Consider the following 23,847-nt stretch of genomic DNA (forward strand, 5'->3'; position numbering starts at 1 on the left):
TAACCTCAAAGCTTTGCGAACTTAAAACACTCAAAAAAGCAAAAACAAAAACCTTGCGGTCTTTGCGGTTAAAAAAATTGGAATTTGGAATTTTAAAAGATTGGAATTTTAAACCTTTATTTTAATTAAAAATGTCATGGGTAAAATAGGCGGATTTAAAGAATATAACAGAGCCGACGAAAGTAATTTAGCAGTAGCAGAACGTGTTTCTAACTATAATGAATTTACAATTCCGTTAGCAAAAGATAAAATAAAAGAACAAGGTTCAAGATGTATGGATTGTGGTATTCCTTTTTGCCACAGTGCTTGTCCGTTAGGAAATTTAATTCCTGATTTCAACGACATGGTGCATCAGGAAGAATGGCAGAGCGCATTAAATATTTTGCAGTCAACCAATAACTTTCCTGAATTTACAGGCCGCTTATGCCCTGCTCCATGTGAGAAATCATGTGTATTAGGAATCATCAAAGAACCTGTTGCGATCGAAAACATCGAGAAAAACATCATCGAAAGAGGTTTTGCAGAAGGATGGATCAAACCACAAGCACCAAAAACCAGAACAGGAAAAACGGTAGCCGTTATTGGTTCAGGTCCTGCAGGTTTAGCAGCAGCTCAACAATTAAACAGAGCCGGTCACACGGTAACTGTTTTTGAAAGAGACAATGCAATTGGAGGTTTATTACGTTACGGGATTCCAAACTTCAAACTAGAAAAAGGAATCATCGACAGACGTGTATTAATCCTTGAAGCTGAAGGAATCACTTTTAAAACTAACGTAAATGTTGGAGTAAACTTTAGCGTTGAAGAACTAAACGCTTTTGATTCTATCGTATTATGTGGTGGAGCAACCGAAAGAAGAAGTTTGCCAACTAAAGGAATCGAAAGCAAAGGCGTTGTTCAGGCAATGGATTTCCTTACTCAACAAACTAAAGTTTTATACGGAGAGTCAATTCCAGATCAGGTAAAAGCAACTGGAAAAGATGTAATCGTAATTGGTGGTGGAGATACAGGTTCTGACTGCGTTGGAACATCAAACCGTCACGGAGCAAAATCGGTAACTAACTTTGAGATTTTACCAAAACCTCCGGTTGGAAGAAGCGAGTCTACGCCTTGGCCTTTCTGGCCTTTGCAGTTGAAAACGTCTTCATCTCACGAAGAAGGTTGCGACAGAAACTGGTTAATTAATACTAAGGAATTTTTAGCTAACGAAAAAGGTGAATTAGTAGGATTAAAAACAGTTGAAGTACAATGGAAAATGACTCCGGGTCAGCGTCCTGAATTAATCGAAAAAGAAGGCTCTGAGAAAATCTGGCCTTGCGATTTGGCTTTATTGGCTCTTGGATTTACAGGTCCTGAAAAAACTTTAAGTGAGCAATTAGGTCTTGAAGTTGACATGAGAAGCAACTATAAAGCAAAAAATTATCAAACGAATGTTCCTCATATTTTCACCGCTGGTGATATGCGAAGAGGACAATCATTAATTGTATGGGCTATTTCAGAAGGTCGCGAAGCAGCAAGAGAAGTAGATTTGTTCTTAATGGGCTCTACTAACTTGCCAACCAAAGGAAACGGAGATTTACCGAGTTTATAATTTTTAAGGTTCTGAGATGCTATCCCGATAGCTATCGGGACTAAGGTGCTAAGTTTTTCTTATTGCCTTTCATCTTAAGAACGTAATCAAAAATTATCAGGTAGTCTTTATTCCGATAAACAACATAACTACTAACAAACCCTTGAATTTTATATTCAGGGGTTTTGTTTTTTTGCCACAGATTATATGGATTAAATTGATTTTATTGTTTGCCACAAATTACATAAATTTCACAAATTTTTATTTTCTGGCTGATTTCTCTATTTCAAATATAGCCGTGGTTTCAACCACGGGAATGCAATATATGATTATGTTCAATCCGTAACGTTTCCCGTGGTTGAAACCACGGGCTATGTTTTATGTATTTTGTGGAAGTTGAAAACAAAAATTTGTGAGAATTCGTGAAATTCGTGGCAGAAAAAAATAAAAAATCTGTGATAATCTTATAATCTGTGGCAAAAACTTATTCCCTTAGTCCCGATAGCTATCGGGATAGCGCCTTAGCAACTTTTTTCAAAAGAAACCAATTGTTTGTATCTAGCCCCGATAGAGGCGATATCCTCGCAGTGAAACGGAGAGATAAAGCCGAAAGCGGGAACTATGTTTCTTAAAATGCCAATTGTGTTGCTCCAAAAAAATATAAAAATCTGTGGTAAAAACTTTTCATCTAAATAAAAATCTTAGTACCTTAGAACCTCAGCAACTTAGAATCTTTTTTACTAGGCACGCATTGTAGTTTTATAAAAAATCATTTTAAGTCGATTTTTGTTTAAAAACAAACAATTTGTTACAATTTGTTATTTTTCTACAAAAAATTTGCTGTTAGTCAAAAGTGTAATAACTTTGCTCAAAATAGTTTAAACAAATGCAAGCAAAAGATTTACTGCAGTTAGCAGACCAATTTGGAAGTCCATTATATGTTTATGATGCCGAAAAAATCCAATCACAGTACAATAGGTTAACTAAAGCTTTCTCTAAGGTAGAAAACTTGAGAGTTAATTACGCCATGAAGGCATTGTCGAACGTTGCGATTCTTCAGTTATTAAAGAACATGGGGTCTGGCTTAGATACTGTATCTATTCAGGAAGTTTTATTAGGACTTCATGCTGGCTATGATCCTGACAAAATTTTCTTTACACCAAACGGAGTTTCTCTTGAAGAAATCGAAGAAGTTGCCGCAATGGGTGTACAAATCAATATTGACAACTTATCTATTCTGGAGCAATTCGGAACAAAATATCCACAAATTCCGGTATGTATTCGTATCAATCCGCACGTAATGGCGGGAGGAAATGCTAATATTTCGGTAGGACATATCGATAGTAAATTCGGAATCTCTGTTCACCAAATTCCGCATATCTTACGAATTGTAGAGAATACAAAAATGAGCATCGTGGGAATTCACATGCACACAGGATCTGATATCCTTGATATCGAAGTATTCTTGTATGCTGCCGAAATCTTGTTTGATACTGCAAAACACTTCAAAGATCTTGAGTTTTTAGATTTCGGAAGCGGATTCAAAGTTCCTTACAAAAAAGACGATATCGAAACAGACATCGAAGAATTAGGTAAAAAATTATCAAAAAGATTCAATGCTTTCTGTACAGAATATGGCAGAGATTTAACGTTGATTTTCGAACCAGGAAAATTCCTGGTGAGCGAAGCAGGTTTCTTTTTAGCAAAAGTAAACGTAGTAAAACAAACAACTTCGACAGTTTTTGCCGGAATCGATAGTGGTTTCAACCACTTAATTCGTCCTATGTTTTACGGTTCACAACATTATATCGAAAACATCTCAAACCCTAAAGGAAAAGAGCGTTTTTACTCTGTTGTAGGATACATTTGCGAAACAGATACTTTTGCTAACAACCGCAGAATTTCGGAAATTACCGAAGGTGATATCTTAGCGTTCAGAAACGCCGGAGCATATTGTTTCTCTATGGCATCGAACTACAACTCAAGATACAAACCAGCCGAAGTTTTATGGAAAGACGGTCAGGGAATCTTAATTCGTCAACACGAAACATTCGAAGATTTGCTTAAAAATCAAATTCCGTTGCCACAAGAAGTTGCTGCAACAGTTTAAAAATAAAAAAAAAGAGAATATCTATTGTTGAAAATCCCGTTTCATTTTGAAGCGGGATTTTTTTATTTTAGATTTTAGATTGCTGATTTTAGATTTTGAAACTGTTGTCAGGCTGAGCGGAGTCGAAGCCCACGCAAAGTTGACCATACCAAAAAACAAGTCGCCAGTATAGAACACGGATGATGCGGATTTGCTTTGCAAAAACACGGATTAAAACGAATTTTTTATGACAATATTCTAGACTCAATTTTGTCAGGCTGAGCGAAGTCGAAGCCCACGCAAAGTAACCATAATGTTTGTCATTCTTGAGGAACGAAAAATCTACGCAAGTAACTCCACAAAGAATGGACTTTGGAATTTCATTTTTTGGGCATCTCCCTTCGGGCCGGGCTTTCGGCTATATCTTTTGTTCCGTTTCACTTCACAAAAGGATACCGCCTCTATCCCTGATGCGAAAGAATTTCAATAACAAAAAATATTATTCTTAAAATGAGTATTTTAGCTTTAGATTAAAAGATAAAAATGAAAAAGTCAATTTTTGATAGTAAATCGGAAAAAATAATATTCAAACGCCTTAAAACCTTTTGGAGTAAATATGTAGATGTTTTTCCACAGATTCCTGTTAGAAATATAATTGATTATGAAGTCATTAAAAACTTTTCAAAAAATCCAAAAGCTATTGATTTCTTATTAAAAACTTCATTTGATTTTGTAATATGTGAGTTGGATACAGGAATTCCTATTCTTATTATTGAGTTTGATGGATTAACTGGTGGGTTCTCACAAGAAGGTAAGTTTTACACAGAATCAAATCCAAAAACTGATCCGTATCGGAAACTCAAAATGGAAACCAAACTTAGTTTATGTTCTCAAAATAAAATTCCAATTATTGTTATTTCATATAATGAAAGTAATATTTTATCCGAAAGCGGAGATTGGATTTCTATACTTGATGTTATTATAGGAGATTCTATAGAAAAAAGATATTATGAAAAAAATTATAATAAATATATGAATATGTTAAGTGAGGCATATGAATATGGAGGTTCTGAATCTGTAGAAATGACAAGTATAGAAATAGATCTAATTAATGAACAATTTAATCCAGTAAAAATAAAAATAGCTAAAATAACAGATAAATTCCCTTTTTGGCCAATGCAAATTGTATTTCCACAAGAAAATGAGAACTGGCTAATTGGCAAATTCTCATTATCATTTGGTCTCCAAACTATTAATAATTCTTTTTACACTAAAAAATTATTAGAAATAGACTTAAAAATTAGAAAAGTTGGAATATTTGACAGTGATAGCATATTTTTATTTAATACAATAGGAGAATATTGTTTAGCAAGGAAAACTGAACGCGAGCTTGGGATCGATTCAAATAAATGGACTAATATTATTAAAAATACTGAATGGACAAGTTAAAAAAATCTATCAATTCCATACCTATGAGATCTCGACTCGCAGAGGAAATCTCGAATCTAAAACTTAAAATAACGAAATAATTATACCAGAAAAATCATATATTTGTTTTCTACAAAAAACACGGAATAGTATCATACAAAAAAACTTGTTTTTTACCAATCACTATTTTGCAAAAGAATTTTAAATATCTTTGAAGTATGAGCACAGAAACAAAACCAAAACATATTGGGAGAAATATAAGCCGAATCAGAGAACTTCGAGGTATGAAACAAGAAGCACTTGCACAGGCAATTGGCACAAATCAACAAGCTATTTCAGGAATTGAAGGAAGTGAGGAAATTGATGATAAAAAACTTGCAAATATTGCAGAAGCCCTTGGTGTTACAGTAGAAGCTATTAAGAGTTTTTCTGAAGAAAATGTGTTTAATTATTTTAATACTTTCAATGAATCTGTTTCAAACAGCAATTTTGGACACAACAACATTTGTAATTTTAATCCTCTTGATAAAGTAGTTGAGCTTTACGAACGTTTGGTTCAGGTGGAAAAAGAAAAAAATGAATATTTAGAAAAATTACTAAAAGGAAAATAATTCCTTCGAAATATAAATTTTACAAAAGCACAAGTTTTCAACTTTGTGCTTTTTTTATGAACGAAAACGTCGCTCGTGAACATAATCCTGTCAAATAATAAAATTAAACAACTTGCAGTTATAAGCCAGACACCATTAGTGTGCCAAACTTTTAAAAATGGGCTGAAAGCCCTAAAAAGCAATAGCGTAGTGCAACGCACTATGAATTAAATTAAAAGTGGGAATTGCCATGAAAGGGCAAAAGAAAGTTAGAATAAAGATTTAAAGAAAAAGAGTTTTTTTTTAGAGAATATCATGCAAAATATGGTAAACGTGCTTTTTGAAATTATGCTTTCGCCCTTACAGGGCTTAAAATTATAATCGTTTTTCCTTCATAGTGCTTCGCACCATGCTATTGCTAAGGCTTTTTCAGAGCAACAAGGTTTGAGCACTTATAGCGAGACGCTCGCGGTAGCATGCTAATATTTTTTCTCAACAAAAAATCCAAACTCAAATAAAAAAACTATTTTAGCTCAACAAACCTAACCCCAAAAACAAATGAAAATTACGATTCCCCTATCGCTATTATTCCTTTTACTTACTACCAATATATTCAGCCAAACTATTGCTGATTTAAAACTAAAACCAAAAGAAATTCCCAAAGGTTATACCTTAAATGATGGTAATATTTGCATTACACCTCAAGCCTGCACTTTCTATAATGATATCGAAACCTACAGCAACATTGTTGGAACCTTAAAGAGTAAATCGATTCAAAGTTTTAAAAATAAAACAGATCGCGGATCTATCATGTATTTTGAATTTGAACACACTTTCAAAGGCGATAGATTTTTGCAAGGATTACTTTGGGGAAAAGACGGTCAGCCAACTGACGAACGTCCTGAAGAGTATCTTGCAAAAGGGAAATTTCTCGTAATCTGGAGTTTTCGTCCGGACAGCGCTTTAAAGGAAAAATCTGAAACTAAAATAGAAGGGATTTTAAAGTAAGTAAATATGACACAGCAAATGGAACAAGAAAAAATTGCTACAAAACCAAATCTTAGAAAAAGAATATTTGCAGGATTAATTGACTATTCTTTAATATTTGGAATGTCTGTGGTTATGTTTATCTATTTTGGAGAAGAAACTTCAACGGGATACAAACTAGAGGGATTTCCGGCATTAACAACGTCACTAATTTGGTGTTTTTATATGATTGGATTTGAATTAAAATTTGGAGGTACTCTTGGTAATCTTGTGTTTGATTTACAAGTCGTTTCTATACGGGATAATAGTACTTCAAGTTTGACTTTTGGACAATCCTTTAAAAGACATTTGGTAGATTTATTAGACATTTGGTTTTTTGGATTGCTGGGAATATTATTAATAAAAAACACAAAATACAATCAAAGACTGGGAGATTTGTGGGCAAAAACAATTGTAATCGATTCAACAGATCATCAGCAATTTTATAAACGATTCATTTAAACTTCGCAACAACAACTATAAACAAAAAACGTTTTTTAAATCTACCTTAATTACAGCTTCATTTTTAATTCGTAATTTCGCCAAAGCAAAATAAATTTCAAATGAAACCACAAATAAGAATTCTAATTTATTCGATCCTATTTTTTCTATATCTTTCTACAACTTCACCTTTACTTTCGTTAGGAGAATTATTAAAAACAGATCCCTACATTACTTTAGGCTGTGGTTTTGCCGTTTTAAATCTCATTTACACTTTCTTCGCTCTCAAGTGGACACCTTTATTGAATATCATTTGTTCTATCGCAATTGCAGCAGCATCTTTATTTTTAGCGGTACAATTTGCCAATTTGCATTTGTTGGCCAAATACGATCCGTATTTGGTTAAAACAGCAATATTTACAAATGCCATTTTATCCATACTCTTTTGGGAAATTGTGTATCAGGTAAAAAGCAGGAAATTATAAAATACATTCTCTGTAATGAATGTTATCCTTTTACTTTTTTAATTGCTTAAAAACGGCAAGAAACTACATGTATGTCAAGACTAAAAACGGCTTCAAAATTTAAAACTTCCAATAGAATTCTTTACGTCTTTGGAATTCTTTTTTTTTGCTCTTTAAGTCTTCTTTCATTTTCTAAATTCAATGCCAAATACCCAAATACATTTCCGAATTTAATTCCCGGAATTTGCTTTATCCTTTTTGCACTATTCGTTTTTTACTATATTATTTCTTTACCCGGAATTTATATTTATCTAAAAACAACCCAAAATTTAGGAGCCGATACAAAACCAGAAAACCGAAAAGCATAAAATCCGGATTGTCTGAATTTCAATCTCCAGGAGTTGCTATTTATACCAACCGGACATTTTTCCTAATGAATATAATACCTCTCTCCTAGCCTTGACAAGGTCTGTTTTTCGAAAGAAATTTAAATCTTACATTATGACTTGTAAGAATTATTTTTTGATATTTTTACAGGAGCAACTGCGAATTATTCTCTAAAATAATCTATCAAATAAAAACTTCGGTTTTTAGATTATAAATCTTCATTAATTACTTTAGCAGTAATTGTATACGATTGTTGTGCTAGCCCTAAAAAATTATGAAAGACCTAATAATGAAACCACTTTTTAAATCCATTTTAATAAAACAATTAATGCTGTCGCTTTTAGTACTGTTTTTATTTTCATGCAAAAAGAATGAAGAAAAATCAGATTCAAAAATTTCAAACGAAAAAGCAAAAGACACTCTAAAAACCGAAGAAGAAAACGAGGGTTTTGAAAAGCAGGATACTTTAAAAATTAATTATCTCGAGCATAAAAACTTATTAGATATTCTTACTATTTTACCAGATAGCTCAATGGGAAGTTGGGAATGGAATAAAATGGAAAGGGTTGAATTTGTAAAAAAAATACAAAAAAACAACTATACAATGCCTCCCAGATCGCGTTTTTCTACAATATCACTTATACAACCCAACACGCTTAGCATTCAAGTCGTAGATGGGTATTGGGTCTTATCGATTTATAAAGTAAGACCTAATAATTATATTGTGATTACTGATGATGTGGTTGGTGACGGAAATCAGTTTATGGCATTTGAATATCTCAATGGAGAATTAAAATACATCCCGTTCAAAAATATCTTTGATCACTTTTTGACGACATTAATAATTGATCCTAATGACGAAAAATGTGTAGAATTTTTTGAAGACAATTACATTGGTTTTGAATATGATTTCGTTGGAACAAAAAAAATACACATTACAAATTCATTGCTCGAAGAATCGAAAAGCTGTTTTAAAGGAAATACTTTGGATTATGAATTTAATCCGGTAATTAAAAAATTCGAATTAGTAAATACAGAATACGTAAAACCATGAAAAAATATCTATTTGCTCTGATGCTTTGCTTTCAGTTTTCGTTTTCTCAAAATACAGATCACTTGAATACTGTTTTAAAACAACTTAAAATTAAAAAAAGCGAAGTACATCAGGAATTTTTCACTCAAAAAGTCTTACCGTATGACAAGGGTAAGAGTGTTTTGGTTATTCCTAAATATGACATTAACGAACAAGATAATGAAGGTCATGATTATTTTGTGTTGGATGCTTATATCGTTGTGATCGAAAATGTGACAGGAAAAATAATCTGTAAATTTATCGAACCCAATGCATGGACATCTGATGCATTAATGTTAAGCAGTATTTCGATTGATACCGGATTATATCATCTTTAATAACACTACGAGAGCCTTTGGAGTTAGGGTGTCTTATAACGGCAGCAGCAGGCCTAATCCTTTTAGTGAAACGCAATTATCATTGTACATTATAGACAAAAATTCTTTGAAACTGGTGCTCAACAATTATTCTATTTCGCGATCTGGCGGAGAATGGGATACCAATTGTGCAGGAGAATTTGAGGATCGTAATTCGACTTTTGATATAGACAAAACGCAAACCAATAATTACAACAATATCATAGTGAAGACCACAACTGTAAAAAGCATCAGCACTCCTACAAATGATGATTGTATCTCTAAGGAAACGACTAAAAAATCGACATCAAAATTAATTTTTAATGGAAAAGAATATAAATAAATATGACGTTCTCGAAAAATTCTATTATTTTGAAAATGATTATTGTGAACCTCAATTAACCGATGTTGATAAACCTGAAATAAAGGCTTTGACTGATGATTATTGTGCTGCGCTTTGGACTGAATATGTTTCGGAAAATAAAAGACATTTGATGCTTATCAATCATCCTGAAGAATTGAAAATAAAAAATGAGATTAAAAAGGAATATAACTGGCAAAACGACTGGAATGAATCTAATATTGACGCATTCGACAAAAATGTAAAAAATCTTATTGATTGGGAAGATGATGATTCGGTTATCTTTTTTTGGAACAAAACTTCGGGAATAGAATCTAAATGGGCTTTGATTTGCAAATACTGGATTTCATTTTTATATGAAGATGAATCCAATATTATTTTCAATCCTAAAAGCAGGAAAGCGATTATTTTAAGCACAAACGGAAACTTATCTCTTGCTGATCGTTTATAAATGAATCTTTTATGAATATTAAAAGCTTGATACCAAAAGATAAATTTGATCTTGAAACTGTTGAAAAACTAAAACAGTATTCTTTTGAAGATATCGAACCTATTATTCCGGATTTATTAGAATGGCTGCAAGATATGAACTGGCCAGTTAGTCAACCCATTGCTGCATTTTTACTTCCGTTCTCTGAAAAAATTGCTCCTGAAATAGTAAAAATAATAAAAGGCAAAGACGAAATGTGGAAGTATTGGATTCTTGTAGTTTTTGGAAAAAACATCAAAAATAAATGGGTCGTTCAGGAGATTACTCGAATTGCCGAAAATCCAACGCAGGATGAAATAGATCATGAACTTAATGTGATTGCAAACGAAATAAATCAATAATTAATTTGGAAACTATATCGAATTGAATCCTTTTTTTTTATAAAAGGTTCCATTTGATGAGACATGACTTATAAATTCATAAATTTACTATTAGATCTAATGAGTATCAATCTCTTAAAGTAAATACTATGAAAACTAAAAAAATATGGGCCAACTTAGGCGTAGAAGATTTGGCAAGAACTACCAAATTTTATAGCGAATTAGGCTTTCAGCCTAATGGTACTAATGATATGCTGACAAGTTTTACGTTTGGACAAGACAATTTTATCATTCATTTTTTTACAAAAGAAAGATTTAAATGGGCTGTTAATGATGAAGCGTCTGACTTAAAACTTGGAAATGAAATCATATTCTCTCTCGGCCGAAAGTGTAGATGAAGTACATCAATGGTTACTCGCGGTTAAAAATGCAGGAGGAAGAGTTTTTGCAGAGCCACAAAGTTTTGAAAAAGGATATTTCTTTGGATTTGCTGATCCTGATGGTCACAAATTTAATGTTTTGTATTGGCCTGAATAAAATAACATATTCCTTAATGTTAGACGCACTGCTGTGCGTCTCTACAGCGTACTTTCTATGAAAGACTAAATTTCTAATCTAACATTCTCTAAAAATTTATTGTAAAAAAATGCGTAGATATCATCTTGACTTTGCGCTTTTTTTATTTTAATTTAATTTTTTTTGTTCTAAAGCACTCTACGTTATAAACTTCTAAATGAATAAATTATTCTTTATTTTTTGAAAGATTAATTTATTCCCCATCATTTAATTTGAGATACGAAAACCATTTATCTTCCATAGACTTCTCTATATCAATATCGTGATAATTTGCGAATAATAAAATCTGTCCCAGAATGTCAGCCACTTCATTCGAAATATTTTGCTTTAATTCTGCTTGTGTTAGATTTCTTTTCCTTCCTCTAAGCGTATAGGAAAGATAATTCTGTGTCAATTCTCCAACTTCTTCATGTAATTTTAAAATATACCAATCTGCATCTCTTTTAATATCACAGTTTTTTTCATACTGATCAGATACCATTACCACTTTTTTTGTTATTGTTTTTAAATCCATTAGATTTTGTTTGTTTTAAATTATTTAATTGATTGCCCGTTGATCTCTTTTTCTTGCTTTCAAAAACGAAATAACAAAGTTATCAAAGATAAGAATTCGATCTATTTTTTGTAAAAAATTATTTACATAAAATACTTTGTACAAAATGTTTTTCATCCCCTATTTGTCCTAATTAAAACAGTCTTTACTTGCAAAAACATTACAGTTCATATTATGAAAAACTAAATTTCTAATCTAGCCCCGATAGAGCCGGTATCCTCGTATCCCGATGGCTATCGGGAGAAGAGATAAAGGTGAAAGCGGGACGACTTATTCTTGTGGAAACAGAAATTTCTGCTCCTGAAATTTAAAATTTACATTATCTTAATTCATCCAAAAACTGATATATTTACAGCTTCAAAATCAATTGGTCTTTTAGGATGAAAAAAATTACTTTACTGTTTTCTATATTATTTTTAGCACTTTCGTCATGCGGTGTAAAAACCACCCAATCGTTGCTAAGCGACGGAAATTATGATGCTGCAATAGACCGCGCCGTAGAGGCATTGAGAACCAAAAAAGATTCAAAAGGGAAACAAGATTATGTGTTTTTGCTCGAAGAGGCTTTTGCAAAAGCAAAGGAAAGGGATTTACGCAATCTTGACTTGATGATAAAAGAAGCTACTCCGGCCAATGCAGAACGAGTTTACAATACGTATTTGCAATTGAATAATCGTCAGGAAAAAATTAGGCCTTTACTGCCGTTGCCTTTACTAAAACAGGGTAAAAATGCTTCGTTTGTATTTGATAATTATTCGGATCAGATTGTGAGCAGCAAAATTGCGCTTTCGAAGTACTTATATGAGAATGCTTCGGCACTTTTAAAATCAAAAAACAAACTGGATTTTAGAAAAGCATATGATGATTTTTTCTATTTGGAAAGTCTGAGTCCAAATTATAAAAACACCAGAAAATTGATGGAGGATGCACAGTTTAAAGGAACTGATTTTGTGGATGTTTATGCCAAAAATGAGACTAATATGGTGATTCCGAAGGTGCTTCAGGATGATTTACTGGATTTTAAAACCTACGGATTAAATGATAAATGGACGGTTTACCACAACCTGAGACAAAAAAACGTTACGTACGATTATAGTTTGGTGATCAATTTTAGACAAATTAATATTTCGCCGGAACAAATTAAGGAGAAAGAATTTATTAAAGAAAGACAAGTTAAAGATGGTGTAAAAACACTATTAGACAGCAGAGGAAGACCTGTAAAAGATAGTTTGGGCAAGGAAATAAAAGTCGATAACTACAGAATGCTTCGTGCAAATGTATATGAATTCAGACAATTTAAATCCTGTCAGGTAACGGCTCAAATAGATTATGTTGATGTGAAAACAAATCAGTTACTACAATCATTTCCGATAACAAGCGAATTTATTTTTGAGAATATTTATTCTACTTATAAAGGAGACAGAAGCGCTTGCGAGGAGAATTATATGTCGTATTTTAATAAACGCGCAGTGCCTTTCCCTAATAATGAACAAATGGTTTTTGATACGGGAGAAGATTTAAAAGCGAGACTTAAAAATATAATTGTCAGTAATAAAATTAGGGGATAAAATCATATTCTGCGGTATTCCAACATGGATTTTAGAATATTTTCGGCATGCTAAAAAATAAAAAAAGAACCTTAGTTATGAAAAAAATAAAACTGATTGTTTTAACCCTTCTGGTCTTTTCTTTGAGTAGCTGTTTTTCGGAATCAAAACCAAAACAAGTCGTTCCTTCACCAGAAGTTGTGGATGAATTTTATGATGCTGTTTTTGCAAATAATACTCAAAAAGCACTTAAAATGATTGGTACAAAATTCCCTGCCAATTATGAACCAAAAAATAAAATTGCGCCTCTGCAGGCTGCCATCTGGCAAAATAATCTCGCGGTGGTTAAGGCTCTTGTAGAAGGCGGAGCGGTAATTAACAAACCTAAAAGGGACGAATCGTATGTTGAAACTGCAGCTGATAAAGGCACTTTGGAAATCTTGAAATACCTAATAGAAAAAGGAGGAATATAAGCAACTCTGATGCTTTTAACACTGCTGGTTTTGGTAATTTCTACGACTGTGCAAAACTGCTTTTATTAAAAGGTGCCAATCAGGAAAAAGGAGATATTCGAGGGAAATTTCATGTATTTGAAGAAGCTGTAAGAAGGTCTGATTATGAGGTTTTGAATGCTTTAAAATTCAATAAAGGTGATATAGATTATCATAATTACGACGGAGAAACTGCATTGATAATTGCTGTAAAAAAGAATAATCCGGAGATGGTGAAATACCTTTTAAAAAAAGGTGCAGATAAAAACAAACCTGAAACTTTTGATGCCGGAGATGATATTTCGTACGGAGAAAAACCAATTCAAATTGCTGCAAAAATGAAATTTACAGAGATTGTTGAAGAGTTGAAATAAGTTTTTAAAAATATTATGCTATTCAAAAAAGAAGCAAATTATGAAAATTAGAATTCTGGTAATTATTACGCTTCTTTTCATTTCGTGCAAGAAAGAAGAGAAACAACAAACAGAAATAAAAACTGTAAAAACCGACAGTATCAAAAAGCCAGTTGAAAATACAAACAATGCCGACACTATTGTTATTTCGACAAAGCATAAAGTAAATAAAATTGTCTGTGCTCTTGACGGAGATAATATCAATGAAACTGTCGAAATTGTACGAAGCACAAAAAGCGGAAAAAGCGGTTTGAGAATAACATTTGGCAACGGAAATAAGACGGATTATTTAGGGTTAGGGACTAATGTTCTGCACCAAGGTTTCGATGAAATTGACTGGGCAGGAATATTCGAAAAAGCACCTAAAAATGAGGTTTACTGGAACAATGTAAATGACGATGGTGAAATTATGGGCGACGAAGAAATCAAAGAAGAAGATAAGATAAAACTCCTGAATGACGGAATATATATTCATGCCGAAGAAAGCTGCGGCGGTGGCGTGATTTATCTGAAAGACGGGAAATACGAATGGATTCAGCAGGAATAAATCATTTTTTTAAACACTTTTCTATGAAGAATATTGCCGTTTTATGTCTATTACTTATTACTTTTTCGAGCTGTAAATCAGATAAAAAAGATTACCAAGAAGAATCTCAAACCTCAACATCAACAGAGGCTAAAGATTTTTCTTTAGTTGTAAATAAAATCGATTCTACTCAATTTCCTGCTTCTATAAAATACGAAGGTTTTATAAAAAATGCCGTTCGCTGGAAAGATAAATCCGGTGATAATATTGTCATTACAACCGAAACCGGAATCTACAGAAATGAACAACTGAAACATGAATTTGAAGATAGCAGTGATGCTGAATTATATGCGTATCACTTTATACTTTCAAATAATTTAGCAACTCAAACCTGGAGAGTGAAGGATTTTATTGCTGATTGTCCCGTGGATATTACTGCTTCTTTTGTTAAAAAAACTTTTAAAATCACCGACTTAAATAAAAACGGAATTGCCGAAGTATGGCTCATGTATAAAACCGTTTGCCATGGTGATGTGAGTCCGTCTAACATGAAAATAATCATGTACGAAGGAAATAATAAATATGCCATGCGCGGAGAAAACAAAGTTCAGGTTGGAAGCGATGTAAACGATAAGGCATCCTTTATTGGAGGTGAATATAAATTGGATGCCAACTTTAAAAATGGACCGAAAGTATTCAGGGAATATGCTCAAAATTTATGGAAAGAAAATCTCATGGAAAAATGGGATAACTAAAATATATTGGGTTAGTCCTGGCACACAAAATCTGAGTAGTTACTCGCTTTTTCATTCGATTATTATAAAATTTCAATACCATTAAAGACGCAGCATTGCGTCTTTTTTTTTGTTTGGACCAGTCTATTTCAAAAAAAAACAAAAAAATATCACTCAAAACCAATACATTATGTATATTTGCAACTGATTGGTTGCTAATTAAAATTCATCAAAAAATGAAACGAGATATTTTTCAGGCTATTGCTGACCCAACCCGCAGGGCTATTTTAGTATTGGTGGCTACAAATGCACTGACACCCAATGCGATTGCAGAGCAATTTAATACCACAAGACAGGCCGTTTCTAAACACATCAAAATCCTTAATGAATGCGACTTATTAGCCGAGAAAAAAATAGGCCGTGAGATATATTATCAACTCAAAATTGACAAAATGAAAGAAGTTGACAAATGGCTAGAGCAGTTTAAAGCAATTTGGGAAAATCGTTTCAGTCAACTCGATCAGGTATTAATGAATCTAAAATCTAAAGGAAATGAAATCTAATCTTTTAATGAATTTTTCCGTGAACAAAGAAACTATCACGGTAAATATAAAACGGGAGTTCAATGCATCGCTTGCCAATGTTTGGTCGGCCTGGACAGAAGCTGAAATTTTAGATCAATGGTGGGCTCCTGCCCCATTTACATCTAAAACAAAACGTATGGATTTTACAGAAGGCGGACATAGATTGTACACCATGGTTGGGCCTGAAAATCAGGAACGATGGGGTATTCTTGATTATAGTTCGATTTCTCCAAAAACGAATTTTAAATACGCTTCTACTTTTTGTGATTCTGAAGGTAATCCGGATTCCATTTTTGGAAGTTCTTATTGGAGTGTCAATTTCTCTGAGCAAGGAGATTCCGTAATTGTTGATATTGAAATCAAACGCGATAGCTTATCTGATTTAGAAAAAATAATTGAAATGGGCTTTAAAGAAGGCTTTACAAGCACTTTGGAAACTTTAGATAAGATCCTTGAAGCACAGAAGTAAACAGTGCAATAAGCCCGGTAAATAGTAATGAATTTAAAATCTTAAGAAAATGAAATCTAACTTATTAATGAATTTTACTGTAAACAAAGAAACCAGTACGGTAGATGTAAAACGTGAGTTCAATGCATCACTTGCCAACGTTTGGTCGGCTTGGACAGAAGCTGAAATTTTAGATCAATGGTGGGCTCCTGCCCCTTGGAAATCTAAAACAAAAAGAATGGAATTTAAAGAAGGCGGACAAAGACTTTACGCAATGGTTGGGCCTCAAGGCGAAGAACATTGGGCTTTGGCTGATTTTACTTCGATAACTCCAAAGAAAAATTTTAAATATCTGGATGCTTTTTGCGATAACGAAGGGAATCTAAACAATGATTTTCCACGTTCTGATTGGGATGTTAATTTTTCAGAACAAGGCGATACTACTTTTGTAGACATTGCTATTAAACACGAAAAACTATCCGATTTAGAGAAAATTATCGAAATGGGATTCAAAGAAGGTTTTACCATTGCTTTGGAAGGTTTAGACAAAGTTTTTGCTTCGAAAGCTTAATAGTTTTATAAAAAGAAAGCAAAAGCTATTTTTTACGGTTTCCCGTAAAAAATAGCTTTTCTTATATACTATATTTGCTACCAAAGTAATTCATTTCAATTGGTACAGCTATCAAATTTCATGAAAATCTTTTTAACTAAATATATTAAAAACTATCTTATGATTAAAAACTTTACTCTACTTGCTTTATTTTTTATTTTTAGCCACAATTGTTATTCGCAAATAATTTTTGAAAATGGATATTTCATTAATGAGAATGATCAAAAAATTACTTGTTTAATTGAAAATCAGGATTGGAAAAATAATCCCTCTAATTTTAAGTACAAATTGGGAGATAACCAACAGATAATTACTGCCGACATCAAAACTATTAAAGAGTTTGCCGTAGATGGTCAATCAAAATTTATTAGAGGTATCGTAAAAATAGATCGCTCGGGGAAAAAAATTGAATCAATGAGTAAAGTGAAAAACCCTGAATTTAATGAAGAGAAACTTTTCTTAAAAGCTCTTATCGAAGGTCAGGCATCTCTTTATATATATGATGATGGCAACTTAAGAAGATTTTTTTACAAAAATAATAATGGCGAAATTAAACAGTTAGTACATAAATTATACTTAGAAAATGATTATTCAATTGCAAAAAATAATTATTTCAGAGAACAGCTTTATATTGATTTTAAATGTGATAATATTACTCAAAGAGAATATGAAAGTCTGACATATGAAAAGAAAGATCTTGAAAAATTCTTTATAAAATACAATAAGTGCAATGATTCTAATTTTGTAAATTATGAAGTTAGTGAAAAAAAGGATTTATTCAATTTGAATGTAAGACCAAGAATAAATAGCAGTTCCTTATCAGTCAGTAATTCAATGTCTGATACATTTGATTTTAAATTTGACAATAATACTAATGTTAGTTTAGGAATTGAAGCTGAATTTATTCTTCCCTTTAACAAAAACAAATGGGCTATAATTGTAGAACCCACTTATCAATATTATAATACTGAAAAAAAGGAACAAGACGCTAATTTTTTAGGTGGAGAAGTAGTTGGCAAAGTTGATTACACTTCAATAGAATTACCAGTGGGTATCAGACATTACTTTTTTTTAAAAAATGGATTTAAAATATTTGCAAATGCTTCTGTAGTATTCGATTTTAGTTCAAAATCAAAAATGGAATTCACCAGAATTGATGGATCAGAAATAAATTCAATTGATATTAAATCTGGAAGTGGTTTTTCAATTGGAATTGGAGGAAAAATTAAAGATAAATATAGTTTAGAATTTAGATATCAAACAGGTCGCGGGATTCTTGAAAATTATGTCACTTGGAATTCTTCTTTTAAAACGGCTTCTCTAATATTGGGGTACTCCTTTTTTTAAAATTTACGGATCTTATTTAGCTAGTGAAGATTGCCAAATACCACAAAATGAATAAAATTATTGCCCTTGCTTTTCTCCTTTTTACCTCAACAATTTCCTTTAGTCAAACGAGTAAATCTAAATCGACAGATACCGCTAAACCTTTTGTGTTAGGTGTCATAGACGAAATACAATCGAAAGAACTGGGCGAAAAAAGAATCCTGAACATTTATCTTCCTGAAGGTTATAAACCAGAAGATGCTACAAAATATCCTGTAATTTATTTATTAGACGGTTCGGCAGATGAAGACTTTATTCATATTGCTGGTTTGGTACAATTTAATAGTTTTGAATGGGTCAATCAGGTTCCGAAATCAATTGTGGTGGGAATTGCAACGGTTGACAGAAGAAGAGATTTTACTTTCCCGACAACTATAGAAAAAGATCAAAAACGTTTTGCTACTTCCGGACATTCAGATAATTTTATTGCTTTTATCGAAAAGGAATTACAACCATTTATAGATAAAAAATATAAAACAACCGATTCTAAAACTATCATCGGACAATCCTTAGGAGGATTATTAGAAACTGAAATCTTATTAAAGAAGCCCTCTCTTTTTAATAAATACGTTATTGTGAGCCCAAGTATTTGGTGGAATAATGGTTCTATTCTAAATCAGGATAGTGTTATTTTTCAGGAAAACTTTAATCAAAAAACTGAGGTTTATGTCGCTGTTGGTAAAGAAGGCCTTACTCCTACCGAAATCCCGAGAGTGATGGAAGTAGATGCTAACTTACTAACTGAAAAAATCAAGGCATCAAAAAGTAAAAACATAAAAGTTTATTTTGATTATTTCCCTCTTGAAAATCATGGCACTATTTTGCATCCCGCAGTTTCAAATTCTTTCAAGTTCTTTTATCCACTACAAGATAAAGAGTAAAAAAGTATTTTAAGATTTATCAAAAGATAAAATTTACAAGAATGAAAAGTATACAAGAAAACAAACTAGACAATCCTGTTTGGAATTCATTGTCAGAAATCCACTCAGCATTTGCTATTGATTATAACGGAACCAAATTTTACAATCCGGATTATTGTCCTTTTGGAGGTTTTATAAATTCCGAAAGTACTTTAGAAGCATCAAATCAATATTCAGTAGCAACAGAAAATTTCTTTATTGTTGGAGAAAAACCTGAAACATCGAATTCATTACAAATTGTAAAAGAATTAATTTGCCTGCAAATGATTGTTTACAACAAAATCGAACTATCAATAACGGATAAAATTGTAAAACTTACTGAAGAACATAATGAAGAATTGGTTCAGTTGGTCAATTTAGTTCAGCCCGGATATTTTAAAAACAAAACAGCTACATTAGGCAACTATTACGGAATTTTTAAAGAAAATCAATTGGTTGCCATAACAGGCGAACGCATGAAAATGAATGATTTTACAGAAGTCAGCGCTATTATTACCCATCCTGACCATACCGGAAAAGGCTATGCCAAACAATTAATTGCCCATTGTGTGAATAACATTTTTAATGAAAATAAAACTCCTTATTTGCACGTAGTAGAAAGCAATATTGGAGCAATTGGGCTGTATGAAAAACTAGGTTTTGTAACCAGAAGAAAAATGAGTTTTTGGAATATCTCTAAAAATCAATAGATAGAAAAAGGAGCAGAAATTTGTTGTAGATTTCTGCTCCTTTTTTTTAGTTTACCCATTGGTATAAGTGTGAACACTTTGTGCCGAAGATGGCATATAATTCACCCCAAACCAACAAAGCAATAATACCACAAACGCCAGCGCCAAAGTTATCAAAACTGGTTTAACACTATCCGGATAACGGTAATGCATGTGTATATAAATTAAATACCCTAACCAGGTAAGCATTGCCCAGGTTTCTTTTGGATCCCAGGTCCAGTAATGTCCCCAGGCTTCTTTTGCCCACAAAGCTCCAAACAATAAACCTAACGAAAGAAAACCAAAACCTACATAGACTAAATTATTAGCCAACTGAAGGATGTTGTTTTTATACTTGCCTCTATAATATTCGAATAATCCGTAACATGCCACAATTGAAGAAGCGGCAAGTAAGGCATACGAAAATATATACACCAAAACATGTGGCACAAACCAAACACTTTGCAAAGCCGGCATCAATGCTTTATTGTAAGTATCCGGATTAAAATAATTAATACCTAAAAACACCGTGGCCATCACCAAACTATAATTTAGCAACCATTTATATTGCCATCTTATATAGGTTATTATTCCAATAACAGGTAAAAACACAGCATACCAAAGCCTGGTTTCTCCAAGGGTTCGCATTGGCGGACGTCCCAGATTTTGCCATAAATTAAACGTAAAAACAATCATCGACACACCTCCCAACGCTGCAAAGAGCAGAATAGGCAACATTTTATTACGCTTAATTTTTATAACCTGAAAAAGCATACAAATTAGCCAGCAAATAATGGCTAAAAATGCATAATGAGAAAAATAGATCCAGTAATTCATCAAAAAAATCTTTATTTATATATAATTCAAACTTAATTTATCTCGTAATGGAGTTAAATCACAGTTCCTCTTCCTTTAAATATCAAATAAGCCGCCCCAATAATCATCATAAAAATACCAGAATAGACAACGGGTAACCAAGGATCACGTACCAATTCTACAACACTTAATTTAGACCATTTCCCAAACTTTTCGTCATAACTTAACTGGTATACTTTCCATCCTCCAACTTTATAAGGCTTATTGACTTCGATTACCGTTTTGTCATTTTTTCCATCTTTTACATATACATTTACATGCGAACTGTATTTTTTTGCCTCAGGCTGTAACATTACAATGGCCTCTTTATCATTCAATTGCAAATAAGAATATTCGGTTGCAAAACTTCCGCAGCTAATCCATGCAGTAGTGTCTATTGTTGCAGACTTTACTTCGACCAGAGCTGCCGGCGTTGCACCTTCTTCATTGACAGGAAAATAACCGTTTCCTGTAAACTTACTATCTTCGATATAATTAACAATCTTGATTTTATAACCTTTATAATCATAACTGTCGCCTTTGCTAATCATTCGTAACGCGTTGACTCCTTTTGTTTCAATACTATTATTTGTAATGTCAGCTAATGCTAGTTTTGGAGTAAAGGTTTCCATATCAAAACTGGTAAGCTCAAAAGCAATTGGCATTGGTACCATTACACCTTCTTCATTTTCAGCGCCCCAAACCAACTGATTTTCATACAATTTCATTGTGTATCGCTGTAGATCTCCGCTTCCCAGAATACCTGCTGTCATTGCGATAAAAAGTCCTAAGTGGTTTAGTATAAATCCCCAGTTTTTCCATTGCCAGGGTGTCATTCTATTAAGAGTTGCAAGACCAAGAGTAGTAAGAAAATACAATTGTGCTATTATAAATGGCCAGCTCGTTAGTACAAAAGAAAAACCAAATAAATCAGGCTTTACACCTTCAACAAAATTTTGTTGCGGAAGTGTTCCCATAATAATGGCCTGAATTAATACTAAAACAATAGCACTTACAGATGCAGGAACAGATCTTAGCCATTTTACCCAGGGATGTGTTCTGCTCGTAAAATGCAGTAAAAGCAGCATCACTATAAACAACCCGCCAATGATATAATTTACCGGCGCACTTACCGCTTTTATACTTGTTCTTGTAGTAATCTGTAATAAGTATCCCGTTATCAGTAATCCGGCAGCGATTATAAATGATTCTTTATAATCCCACGGAAATTGCCAAAGCTTCTTTTTAGCAACTTTCTGATTTTCTAAATTAACTATTCTCATTCTTATTTTGAATTTGAAACATTTAACTTGAAAAGGGTTTCATACAATTTATCAAAACTTGTATGAACCCTCTCCAATATATTTTATATTTATTTGCTGACTACAGCAATTACTTTTTCTTTGCCTGCTCCAGCCATTGTGGCAAAAGTGTTTTCTTGAATTCCGCTTTATTCGCTCTTTCTTTAGCCATGTCCAGACCAATAAATTGCTGTGCTTTTGCTTTGGTCGAAATGTCAGGATATTGTATTGGTCCTGTTTGTCCTAAAGAAACTAATACTTTACCCAAAGCAATTCTTGCCTCTGCTGCTTTGTTCAAACCGTTGGTAATTACTCTGGCAGTTTCTAACGGAGCGTGGAATGATCCTCCGTGTGATGCTGCAGTAAAGTCCCAACGCCATTGAGACTGACGAATTAGTTGTAAAATATTTTTCATCTGAGCTTCTGTTGCTCCTTTATCCCAGGCTAATTTTGCTTCGATATGTGCTTTTACCAATTGATCTTCAAGCTCAATACGTATTTGATAAATTTTATCCTGACGCTCGGTTACGTTTGCTACCAATGTTTTTTCTTCTTCACGGTGACAAACCTGACAAGAATTTGCTACGTTATTAAGAGGCGATTGTATTTTGTGATCTGTAAATTTCTGTCCGCCTTCGCTTTTATATGGCATATGGCAGTCTGCACAAGAAACACCTCTTTGTCCGTGAATACCCATTTGATGAATTTCGTAATCAGGATGTTGTGCTTTAAGGATAGGAGCTTTACTCAAGGCATGTGTAAAGTCTGAAAACTCAATACCATCATAGTATTTTTCCATATCTTCTACTGCCATACCATTTTTCCAAGGGAATTTTACTTTAGCAGCACCTTCTACAGATTTTTTATCAAAGTAATACTCAACGTGACATTGTGCACAAACTAATGAACGCATTTCGTTGTGAGTAGCTTTTGTAATATCCTTCCCTTGTTCTTTAAATGCTTCAATTAACGCTGGACGTGTAATTTTCAGGTTCATAGTTTTAGAATCGTGACAATCTGCACATCCAATAGGGTTTACAATTTCTGGCCCCAGGGCAGCCCATGTTTGTTTGTAGAACTCATCAATACCTAATTTATCCATCATACGTGGTACGTCTGGTGATTTACATACCCAACAGCTGGCAGGTTGTGGTCCGTCCTGAGGTCCTTTTGGAGCTCCTGTTCTTAAAGTATTGTAAATATCTTCCAGCGCATAAAAATGCCCTCTTCCCTGATTGTAATCTTTAGAGAAAGCATATCCTGCCCAAAGCACCACCATACGCGGATCTTCATGCAACATATCTTTCATTTTTCCTCCTCCGTACTTACTTGCGAAAGTTGTATCGGCTGTTTCGTAATACGTTTGAAATTCACGAGGATAATTGGCTCCCCAAACTTCATTTTTAGATTCAAATTCACCAACAGGAGCTAATACTTTGTTTACAAATAAAGCTTCTGTACGGCGCTCCATTACACTATTTACCAGTAATCCCAGCATAAATACAACCAGCATTGTAACGCCAAACATTACCCATCCTAACCATGGTTTGCGTTTTATAGTTTCTTTTAGTGGTGCCATAATTATATCTGTATTTAATTAAT

At 33.0% G+C, this 23,847-nt stretch carries 28 protein-coding genes; 24 read left to right on the top strand and 4 right to left on the bottom strand.

Features of this window, described 5'->3' with window-relative positions:
- Positions 1-136 precede the first annotated feature (136 nt).
- The 13 genes from ACIDC4_RS04685 to ACIDC4_RS04745 all read left to right on the top strand — a co-directional run bounded on the left by ACIDC4_RS04685 (position 137) and on the right by ACIDC4_RS04745 (position 11,131).
- A complete protein-coding gene (locus ACIDC4_RS04685) occupies positions 137-1,591 on the top strand; it encodes a glutamate synthase subunit beta (RefSeq protein WP_230036264.1) in 1,455 nt (484 codons plus the stop codon).
- 865 nt (positions 1,592-2,456) lie between these two features.
- Positions 2,457-3,680 carry a diaminopimelate decarboxylase gene (lysA, locus tag ACIDC4_RS04690; protein ID WP_412041954.1) on the top strand — a complete coding sequence of 408 codons (1,224 nt, stop codon included), beginning with the start codon at positions 2,457-2,459 and terminating at the stop codon, positions 3,678-3,680.
- 522 nt (positions 3,681-4,202) lie between these two features.
- A complete protein-coding gene (locus ACIDC4_RS04695) occupies positions 4,203-5,108 on the top strand; it encodes a DUF2726 domain-containing protein (protein WP_412041955.1) in 906 nt (301 codons plus the stop codon).
- A 197-nt stretch (positions 5,109-5,305) separates the two neighbouring features.
- Entirely contained in the window at positions 5,306-5,698 is a 393-nt protein-coding gene (locus tag ACIDC4_RS04700) for a helix-turn-helix domain-containing protein (RefSeq protein WP_412041956.1), read from the top strand.
- A 537-nt stretch (positions 5,699-6,235) separates the two neighbouring features.
- Positions 6,236-6,685, top strand: coding sequence for a hypothetical protein (locus tag ACIDC4_RS04705; RefSeq protein ID WP_412041957.1), 450 nt, complete (start codon positions 6,236-6,238; stop codon positions 6,683-6,685).
- A gap of 6 nt (positions 6,686-6,691) precedes the next feature.
- A complete protein-coding gene (locus tag ACIDC4_RS04710) occupies positions 6,692-7,165 on the top strand; it encodes an RDD family protein (protein ID WP_412041958.1) in 474 nt (157 codons plus the stop codon).
- Between the two features lie 101 nt (positions 7,166-7,266).
- Complete coding sequence (locus ACIDC4_RS04715; RefSeq protein WP_412041959.1) at positions 7,267-7,629, top strand: hypothetical protein; 363 nt, start codon at positions 7,267-7,269, stop codon at positions 7,627-7,629.
- Between the two features lie 640 nt (positions 7,630-8,269).
- Positions 8,270-9,049 (top strand): hypothetical protein, encoded by a 780-nt coding sequence (locus ACIDC4_RS04720; protein ID WP_412041960.1) that lies wholly within the window; start codon positions 8,270-8,272, stop codon positions 9,047-9,049.
- Positions 9,046-9,405, top strand: coding sequence for a hypothetical protein (locus ACIDC4_RS04725; RefSeq protein WP_412041961.1), 360 nt, complete (start codon positions 9,046-9,048; stop codon positions 9,403-9,405). The genes ACIDC4_RS04720 and ACIDC4_RS04725 overlap by 4 nt, the downstream gene beginning before the upstream one ends.
- On the top strand, positions 9,380-9,766 hold the full coding sequence (locus tag ACIDC4_RS04730) for a PA3715 family protein (RefSeq protein ID WP_412041962.1): 387 nt from the start codon (positions 9,380-9,382) through the stop codon (positions 9,764-9,766). The genes ACIDC4_RS04725 and ACIDC4_RS04730 overlap by 26 nt, the downstream gene beginning before the upstream one ends.
- Entirely contained in the window at positions 9,747-10,235 is a 489-nt protein-coding gene (locus tag ACIDC4_RS04735; protein WP_412041963.1) for a DUF2947 family protein, read from the top strand. Before ACIDC4_RS04730 ends, ACIDC4_RS04735 begins: the two co-directional genes overlap by 20 nt.
- An 11-nt stretch (positions 10,236-10,246) precedes the next feature.
- Complete coding sequence (locus ACIDC4_RS04740; RefSeq protein ID WP_412041964.1) at positions 10,247-10,615, top strand: DUF5071 domain-containing protein; 369 nt, start codon at positions 10,247-10,249, stop codon at positions 10,613-10,615.
- A gap of 339 nt (positions 10,616-10,954) precedes the next feature.
- On the top strand, positions 10,955-11,131 hold the full coding sequence (locus tag ACIDC4_RS04745) for a VOC family protein (RefSeq protein ID WP_412041965.1): 177 nt from the start codon (positions 10,955-10,957) through the stop codon (positions 11,129-11,131).
- A 232-nt stretch (positions 11,132-11,363) separates the two neighbouring features.
- Here the strand turns inward: ACIDC4_RS04745 and ACIDC4_RS04750 are convergent, their stop codons facing one another.
- Complete coding sequence (locus ACIDC4_RS04750; protein WP_412041966.1) at positions 11,364-11,684, bottom strand: nucleoside triphosphate pyrophosphohydrolase family protein; 321 nt, start codon at positions 11,682-11,684, stop codon at positions 11,364-11,366.
- A gap of 419 nt (positions 11,685-12,103) precedes the next feature.
- Here ACIDC4_RS04750 and ACIDC4_RS04755 point away from each other — a divergent pair, with 419 nt between their 5' ends.
- The 11 genes from ACIDC4_RS04755 (at position 12,104) to ACIDC4_RS04805 (ending at position 20,071) form a co-directional block, all read left to right on the top strand.
- A complete protein-coding gene (locus ACIDC4_RS04755; RefSeq protein ID WP_412041967.1) occupies positions 12,104-13,291 on the top strand; it encodes a COG3014 family protein in 1,188 nt (395 codons plus the stop codon).
- Between the two features lie 77 nt (positions 13,292-13,368).
- On the top strand, positions 13,369-13,743 hold the full coding sequence (locus tag ACIDC4_RS04760; protein WP_412041968.1) for an ankyrin repeat domain-containing protein: 375 nt from the start codon (positions 13,369-13,371) through the stop codon (positions 13,741-13,743).
- Positions 13,740-14,135 carry an ankyrin repeat domain-containing protein gene (locus ACIDC4_RS04765; protein ID WP_412042021.1) on the top strand — a complete coding sequence of 132 codons (396 nt, stop codon included), beginning with the start codon at positions 13,740-13,742 and terminating at the stop codon, positions 14,133-14,135. The genes ACIDC4_RS04760 and ACIDC4_RS04765 overlap by 4 nt, the downstream gene beginning before the upstream one ends.
- Positions 14,136-14,175: 40 nt before the next feature.
- Positions 14,176-14,721: a hypothetical protein gene (locus ACIDC4_RS04770; protein ID WP_412041969.1), complete on the top strand. Its 546-nt coding sequence runs from the start codon at positions 14,176-14,178 to the stop codon at positions 14,719-14,721.
- Positions 14,722-14,744: 23 nt separating this feature from the next.
- Positions 14,745-15,455, top strand: a complete 711-nt coding sequence (locus ACIDC4_RS04775; RefSeq protein WP_412041970.1) for a M949_RS01915 family surface polysaccharide biosynthesis protein — start codon at positions 14,745-14,747, stop codon at positions 15,453-15,455.
- 215 nt (positions 15,456-15,670) lie between these two features.
- Positions 15,671-15,997 (top strand): ArsR/SmtB family transcription factor, encoded by a 327-nt coding sequence (locus ACIDC4_RS04780; RefSeq protein WP_412041971.1) that lies wholly within the window; start codon positions 15,671-15,673, stop codon positions 15,995-15,997.
- On the top strand, positions 15,987-16,487 hold the full coding sequence (locus ACIDC4_RS04785; protein WP_412041972.1) for an SRPBCC family protein: 501 nt from the start codon (positions 15,987-15,989) through the stop codon (positions 16,485-16,487). Before ACIDC4_RS04780 ends, ACIDC4_RS04785 begins: the two co-directional genes overlap by 11 nt.
- A 49-nt stretch (positions 16,488-16,536) precedes the next feature.
- Positions 16,537-17,037, top strand: a complete 501-nt coding sequence (locus ACIDC4_RS04790; RefSeq protein WP_412041973.1) for an SRPBCC family protein — start codon at positions 16,537-16,539, stop codon at positions 17,035-17,037.
- Between the two features lie 159 nt (positions 17,038-17,196).
- Positions 17,197-18,423, top strand: a complete 1,227-nt coding sequence (locus ACIDC4_RS04795; RefSeq protein WP_412041974.1) for an outer membrane beta-barrel protein — start codon at positions 17,197-17,199, stop codon at positions 18,421-18,423.
- Positions 18,424-18,470: 47 nt separating this feature from the next.
- Positions 18,471-19,343 (top strand): alpha/beta hydrolase, encoded by an 873-nt coding sequence (locus ACIDC4_RS04800; protein ID WP_412041975.1) that lies wholly within the window; start codon positions 18,471-18,473, stop codon positions 19,341-19,343.
- 41 nt (positions 19,344-19,384) lie between these two features.
- The gene (locus tag ACIDC4_RS04805; protein WP_412041976.1) at positions 19,385-20,071 is read left to right on the top strand and encodes a GNAT family N-acetyltransferase; all 687 of its coding nucleotides are present in this window, start codon (positions 19,385-19,387) and stop codon (positions 20,069-20,071) included.
- A 51-nt stretch (positions 20,072-20,122) separates the two neighbouring features.
- On the opposite strand, the gene ccsA is transcribed toward ACIDC4_RS04805, so the two are convergent.
- From ccsA to nrfA, 3 genes are all read right to left on the bottom strand, one after another.
- Positions 20,123-20,926 carry a cytochrome c biogenesis protein CcsA gene (ccsA, locus tag ACIDC4_RS04810; protein WP_412041977.1) on the bottom strand — a complete coding sequence of 268 codons (804 nt, stop codon included), beginning with the start codon at positions 20,924-20,926 and terminating at the stop codon, positions 20,123-20,125.
- A 53-nt stretch (positions 20,927-20,979) separates the two neighbouring features.
- Positions 20,980-22,227: a cytochrome c biogenesis ResB family protein gene (locus ACIDC4_RS04815; RefSeq protein WP_412041978.1), complete on the bottom strand. Its 1,248-nt coding sequence runs from the start codon at positions 22,225-22,227 to the stop codon at positions 20,980-20,982.
- A 109-nt stretch (positions 22,228-22,336) separates the two neighbouring features.
- A complete protein-coding gene (nrfA, locus tag ACIDC4_RS04820) occupies positions 22,337-23,803 on the bottom strand; it encodes an ammonia-forming cytochrome c nitrite reductase (protein WP_412042022.1) in 1,467 nt (488 codons plus the stop codon).
- Between the last annotated feature and the right edge of the window lie 44 nt (positions 23,804-23,847).

The sequence above is a fragment of the Flavobacterium sp. C3NV genome (genome assembly GCF_046825355.2).
GTDB lineage: Bacteria > Bacteroidota > Bacteroidia > Flavobacteriales > Flavobacteriaceae > Flavobacterium.

Bases quoted from the DNA above. Each gene is read 5' to 3' on its own strand.
- ACIDC4_RS04685 (WP_230036264.1), top strand. From the start codon at position 137: ATGGGTAAAATAGGCGGATTTAAAGAATATAACAGAGCCGACGAAAGT.
- lysA (WP_412041954.1), top strand. From the start codon at position 2,457: ATGCAAGCAAAAGATTTACTGCAGTTAGCAGACCAATTTGGAAGTCCA.
- ACIDC4_RS04695 (WP_412041955.1), top strand. From the start codon at position 4,203: ATGAAAAAGTCAATTTTTGATAGTAAATCGGAAAAAATAATATTCAAA.
- ACIDC4_RS04700 (WP_412041956.1), top strand. From the start codon at position 5,306: ATGAGCACAGAAACAAAACCAAAACATATTGGGAGAAATATAAGCCGA.
- ACIDC4_RS04705 (WP_412041957.1), top strand. From the start codon at position 6,236: ATGAAAATTACGATTCCCCTATCGCTATTATTCCTTTTACTTACTACC.
- ACIDC4_RS04710 (WP_412041958.1), top strand. From the start codon at position 6,692: ATGACACAGCAAATGGAACAAGAAAAAATTGCTACAAAACCAAATCTT.
- ACIDC4_RS04715 (WP_412041959.1), top strand. From the start codon at position 7,267: ATGAAACCACAAATAAGAATTCTAATTTATTCGATCCTATTTTTTCTA.
- ACIDC4_RS04720 (WP_412041960.1), top strand. From the start codon at position 8,270: ATGAAAGACCTAATAATGAAACCACTTTTTAAATCCATTTTAATAAAA.
- ACIDC4_RS04725 (WP_412041961.1), top strand. From the start codon at position 9,046: ATGAAAAAATATCTATTTGCTCTGATGCTTTGCTTTCAGTTTTCGTTT.
- ACIDC4_RS04735 (WP_412041963.1), top strand. From the start codon at position 9,747: ATGGAAAAGAATATAAATAAATATGACGTTCTCGAAAAATTCTATTAT.
- ACIDC4_RS04740 (WP_412041964.1), top strand. From the start codon at position 10,247: ATGAATATTAAAAGCTTGATACCAAAAGATAAATTTGATCTTGAAACT.
- ACIDC4_RS04745 (WP_412041965.1), top strand. From the start codon at position 10,955: ATGAAATCATATTCTCTCTCGGCCGAAAGTGTAGATGAAGTACATCAA.
- ACIDC4_RS04750 (WP_412041966.1), bottom strand. From the start codon at position 11,684: ATGGATTTAAAAACAATAACAAAAAAAGTGGTAATGGTATCTGATCAG.
- ACIDC4_RS04755 (WP_412041967.1), top strand. From the start codon at position 12,104: ATGAAAAAAATTACTTTACTGTTTTCTATATTATTTTTAGCACTTTCG.
- ACIDC4_RS04760 (WP_412041968.1), top strand. From the start codon at position 13,369: ATGAAAAAAATAAAACTGATTGTTTTAACCCTTCTGGTCTTTTCTTTG.
- ACIDC4_RS04770 (WP_412041969.1), top strand. From the start codon at position 14,176: ATGAAAATTAGAATTCTGGTAATTATTACGCTTCTTTTCATTTCGTGC.
- ACIDC4_RS04775 (WP_412041970.1), top strand. From the start codon at position 14,745: ATGAAGAATATTGCCGTTTTATGTCTATTACTTATTACTTTTTCGAGC.
- ACIDC4_RS04780 (WP_412041971.1), top strand. From the start codon at position 15,671: ATGAAACGAGATATTTTTCAGGCTATTGCTGACCCAACCCGCAGGGCT.
- ACIDC4_RS04785 (WP_412041972.1), top strand. From the start codon at position 15,987: ATGAAATCTAATCTTTTAATGAATTTTTCCGTGAACAAAGAAACTATC.
- ACIDC4_RS04790 (WP_412041973.1), top strand. From the start codon at position 16,537: ATGAAATCTAACTTATTAATGAATTTTACTGTAAACAAAGAAACCAGT.
- ACIDC4_RS04795 (WP_412041974.1), top strand. From the start codon at position 17,197: ATGATTAAAAACTTTACTCTACTTGCTTTATTTTTTATTTTTAGCCAC.
- ACIDC4_RS04800 (WP_412041975.1), top strand. From the start codon at position 18,471: ATGAATAAAATTATTGCCCTTGCTTTTCTCCTTTTTACCTCAACAATT.
- ACIDC4_RS04805 (WP_412041976.1), top strand. From the start codon at position 19,385: ATGAAAAGTATACAAGAAAACAAACTAGACAATCCTGTTTGGAATTCA.
- ccsA (WP_412041977.1), bottom strand. From the start codon at position 20,926: ATGAATTACTGGATCTATTTTTCTCATTATGCATTTTTAGCCATTATT.
- ACIDC4_RS04815 (WP_412041978.1), bottom strand. From the start codon at position 22,227: ATGAGAATAGTTAATTTAGAAAATCAGAAAGTTGCTAAAAAGAAGCTT.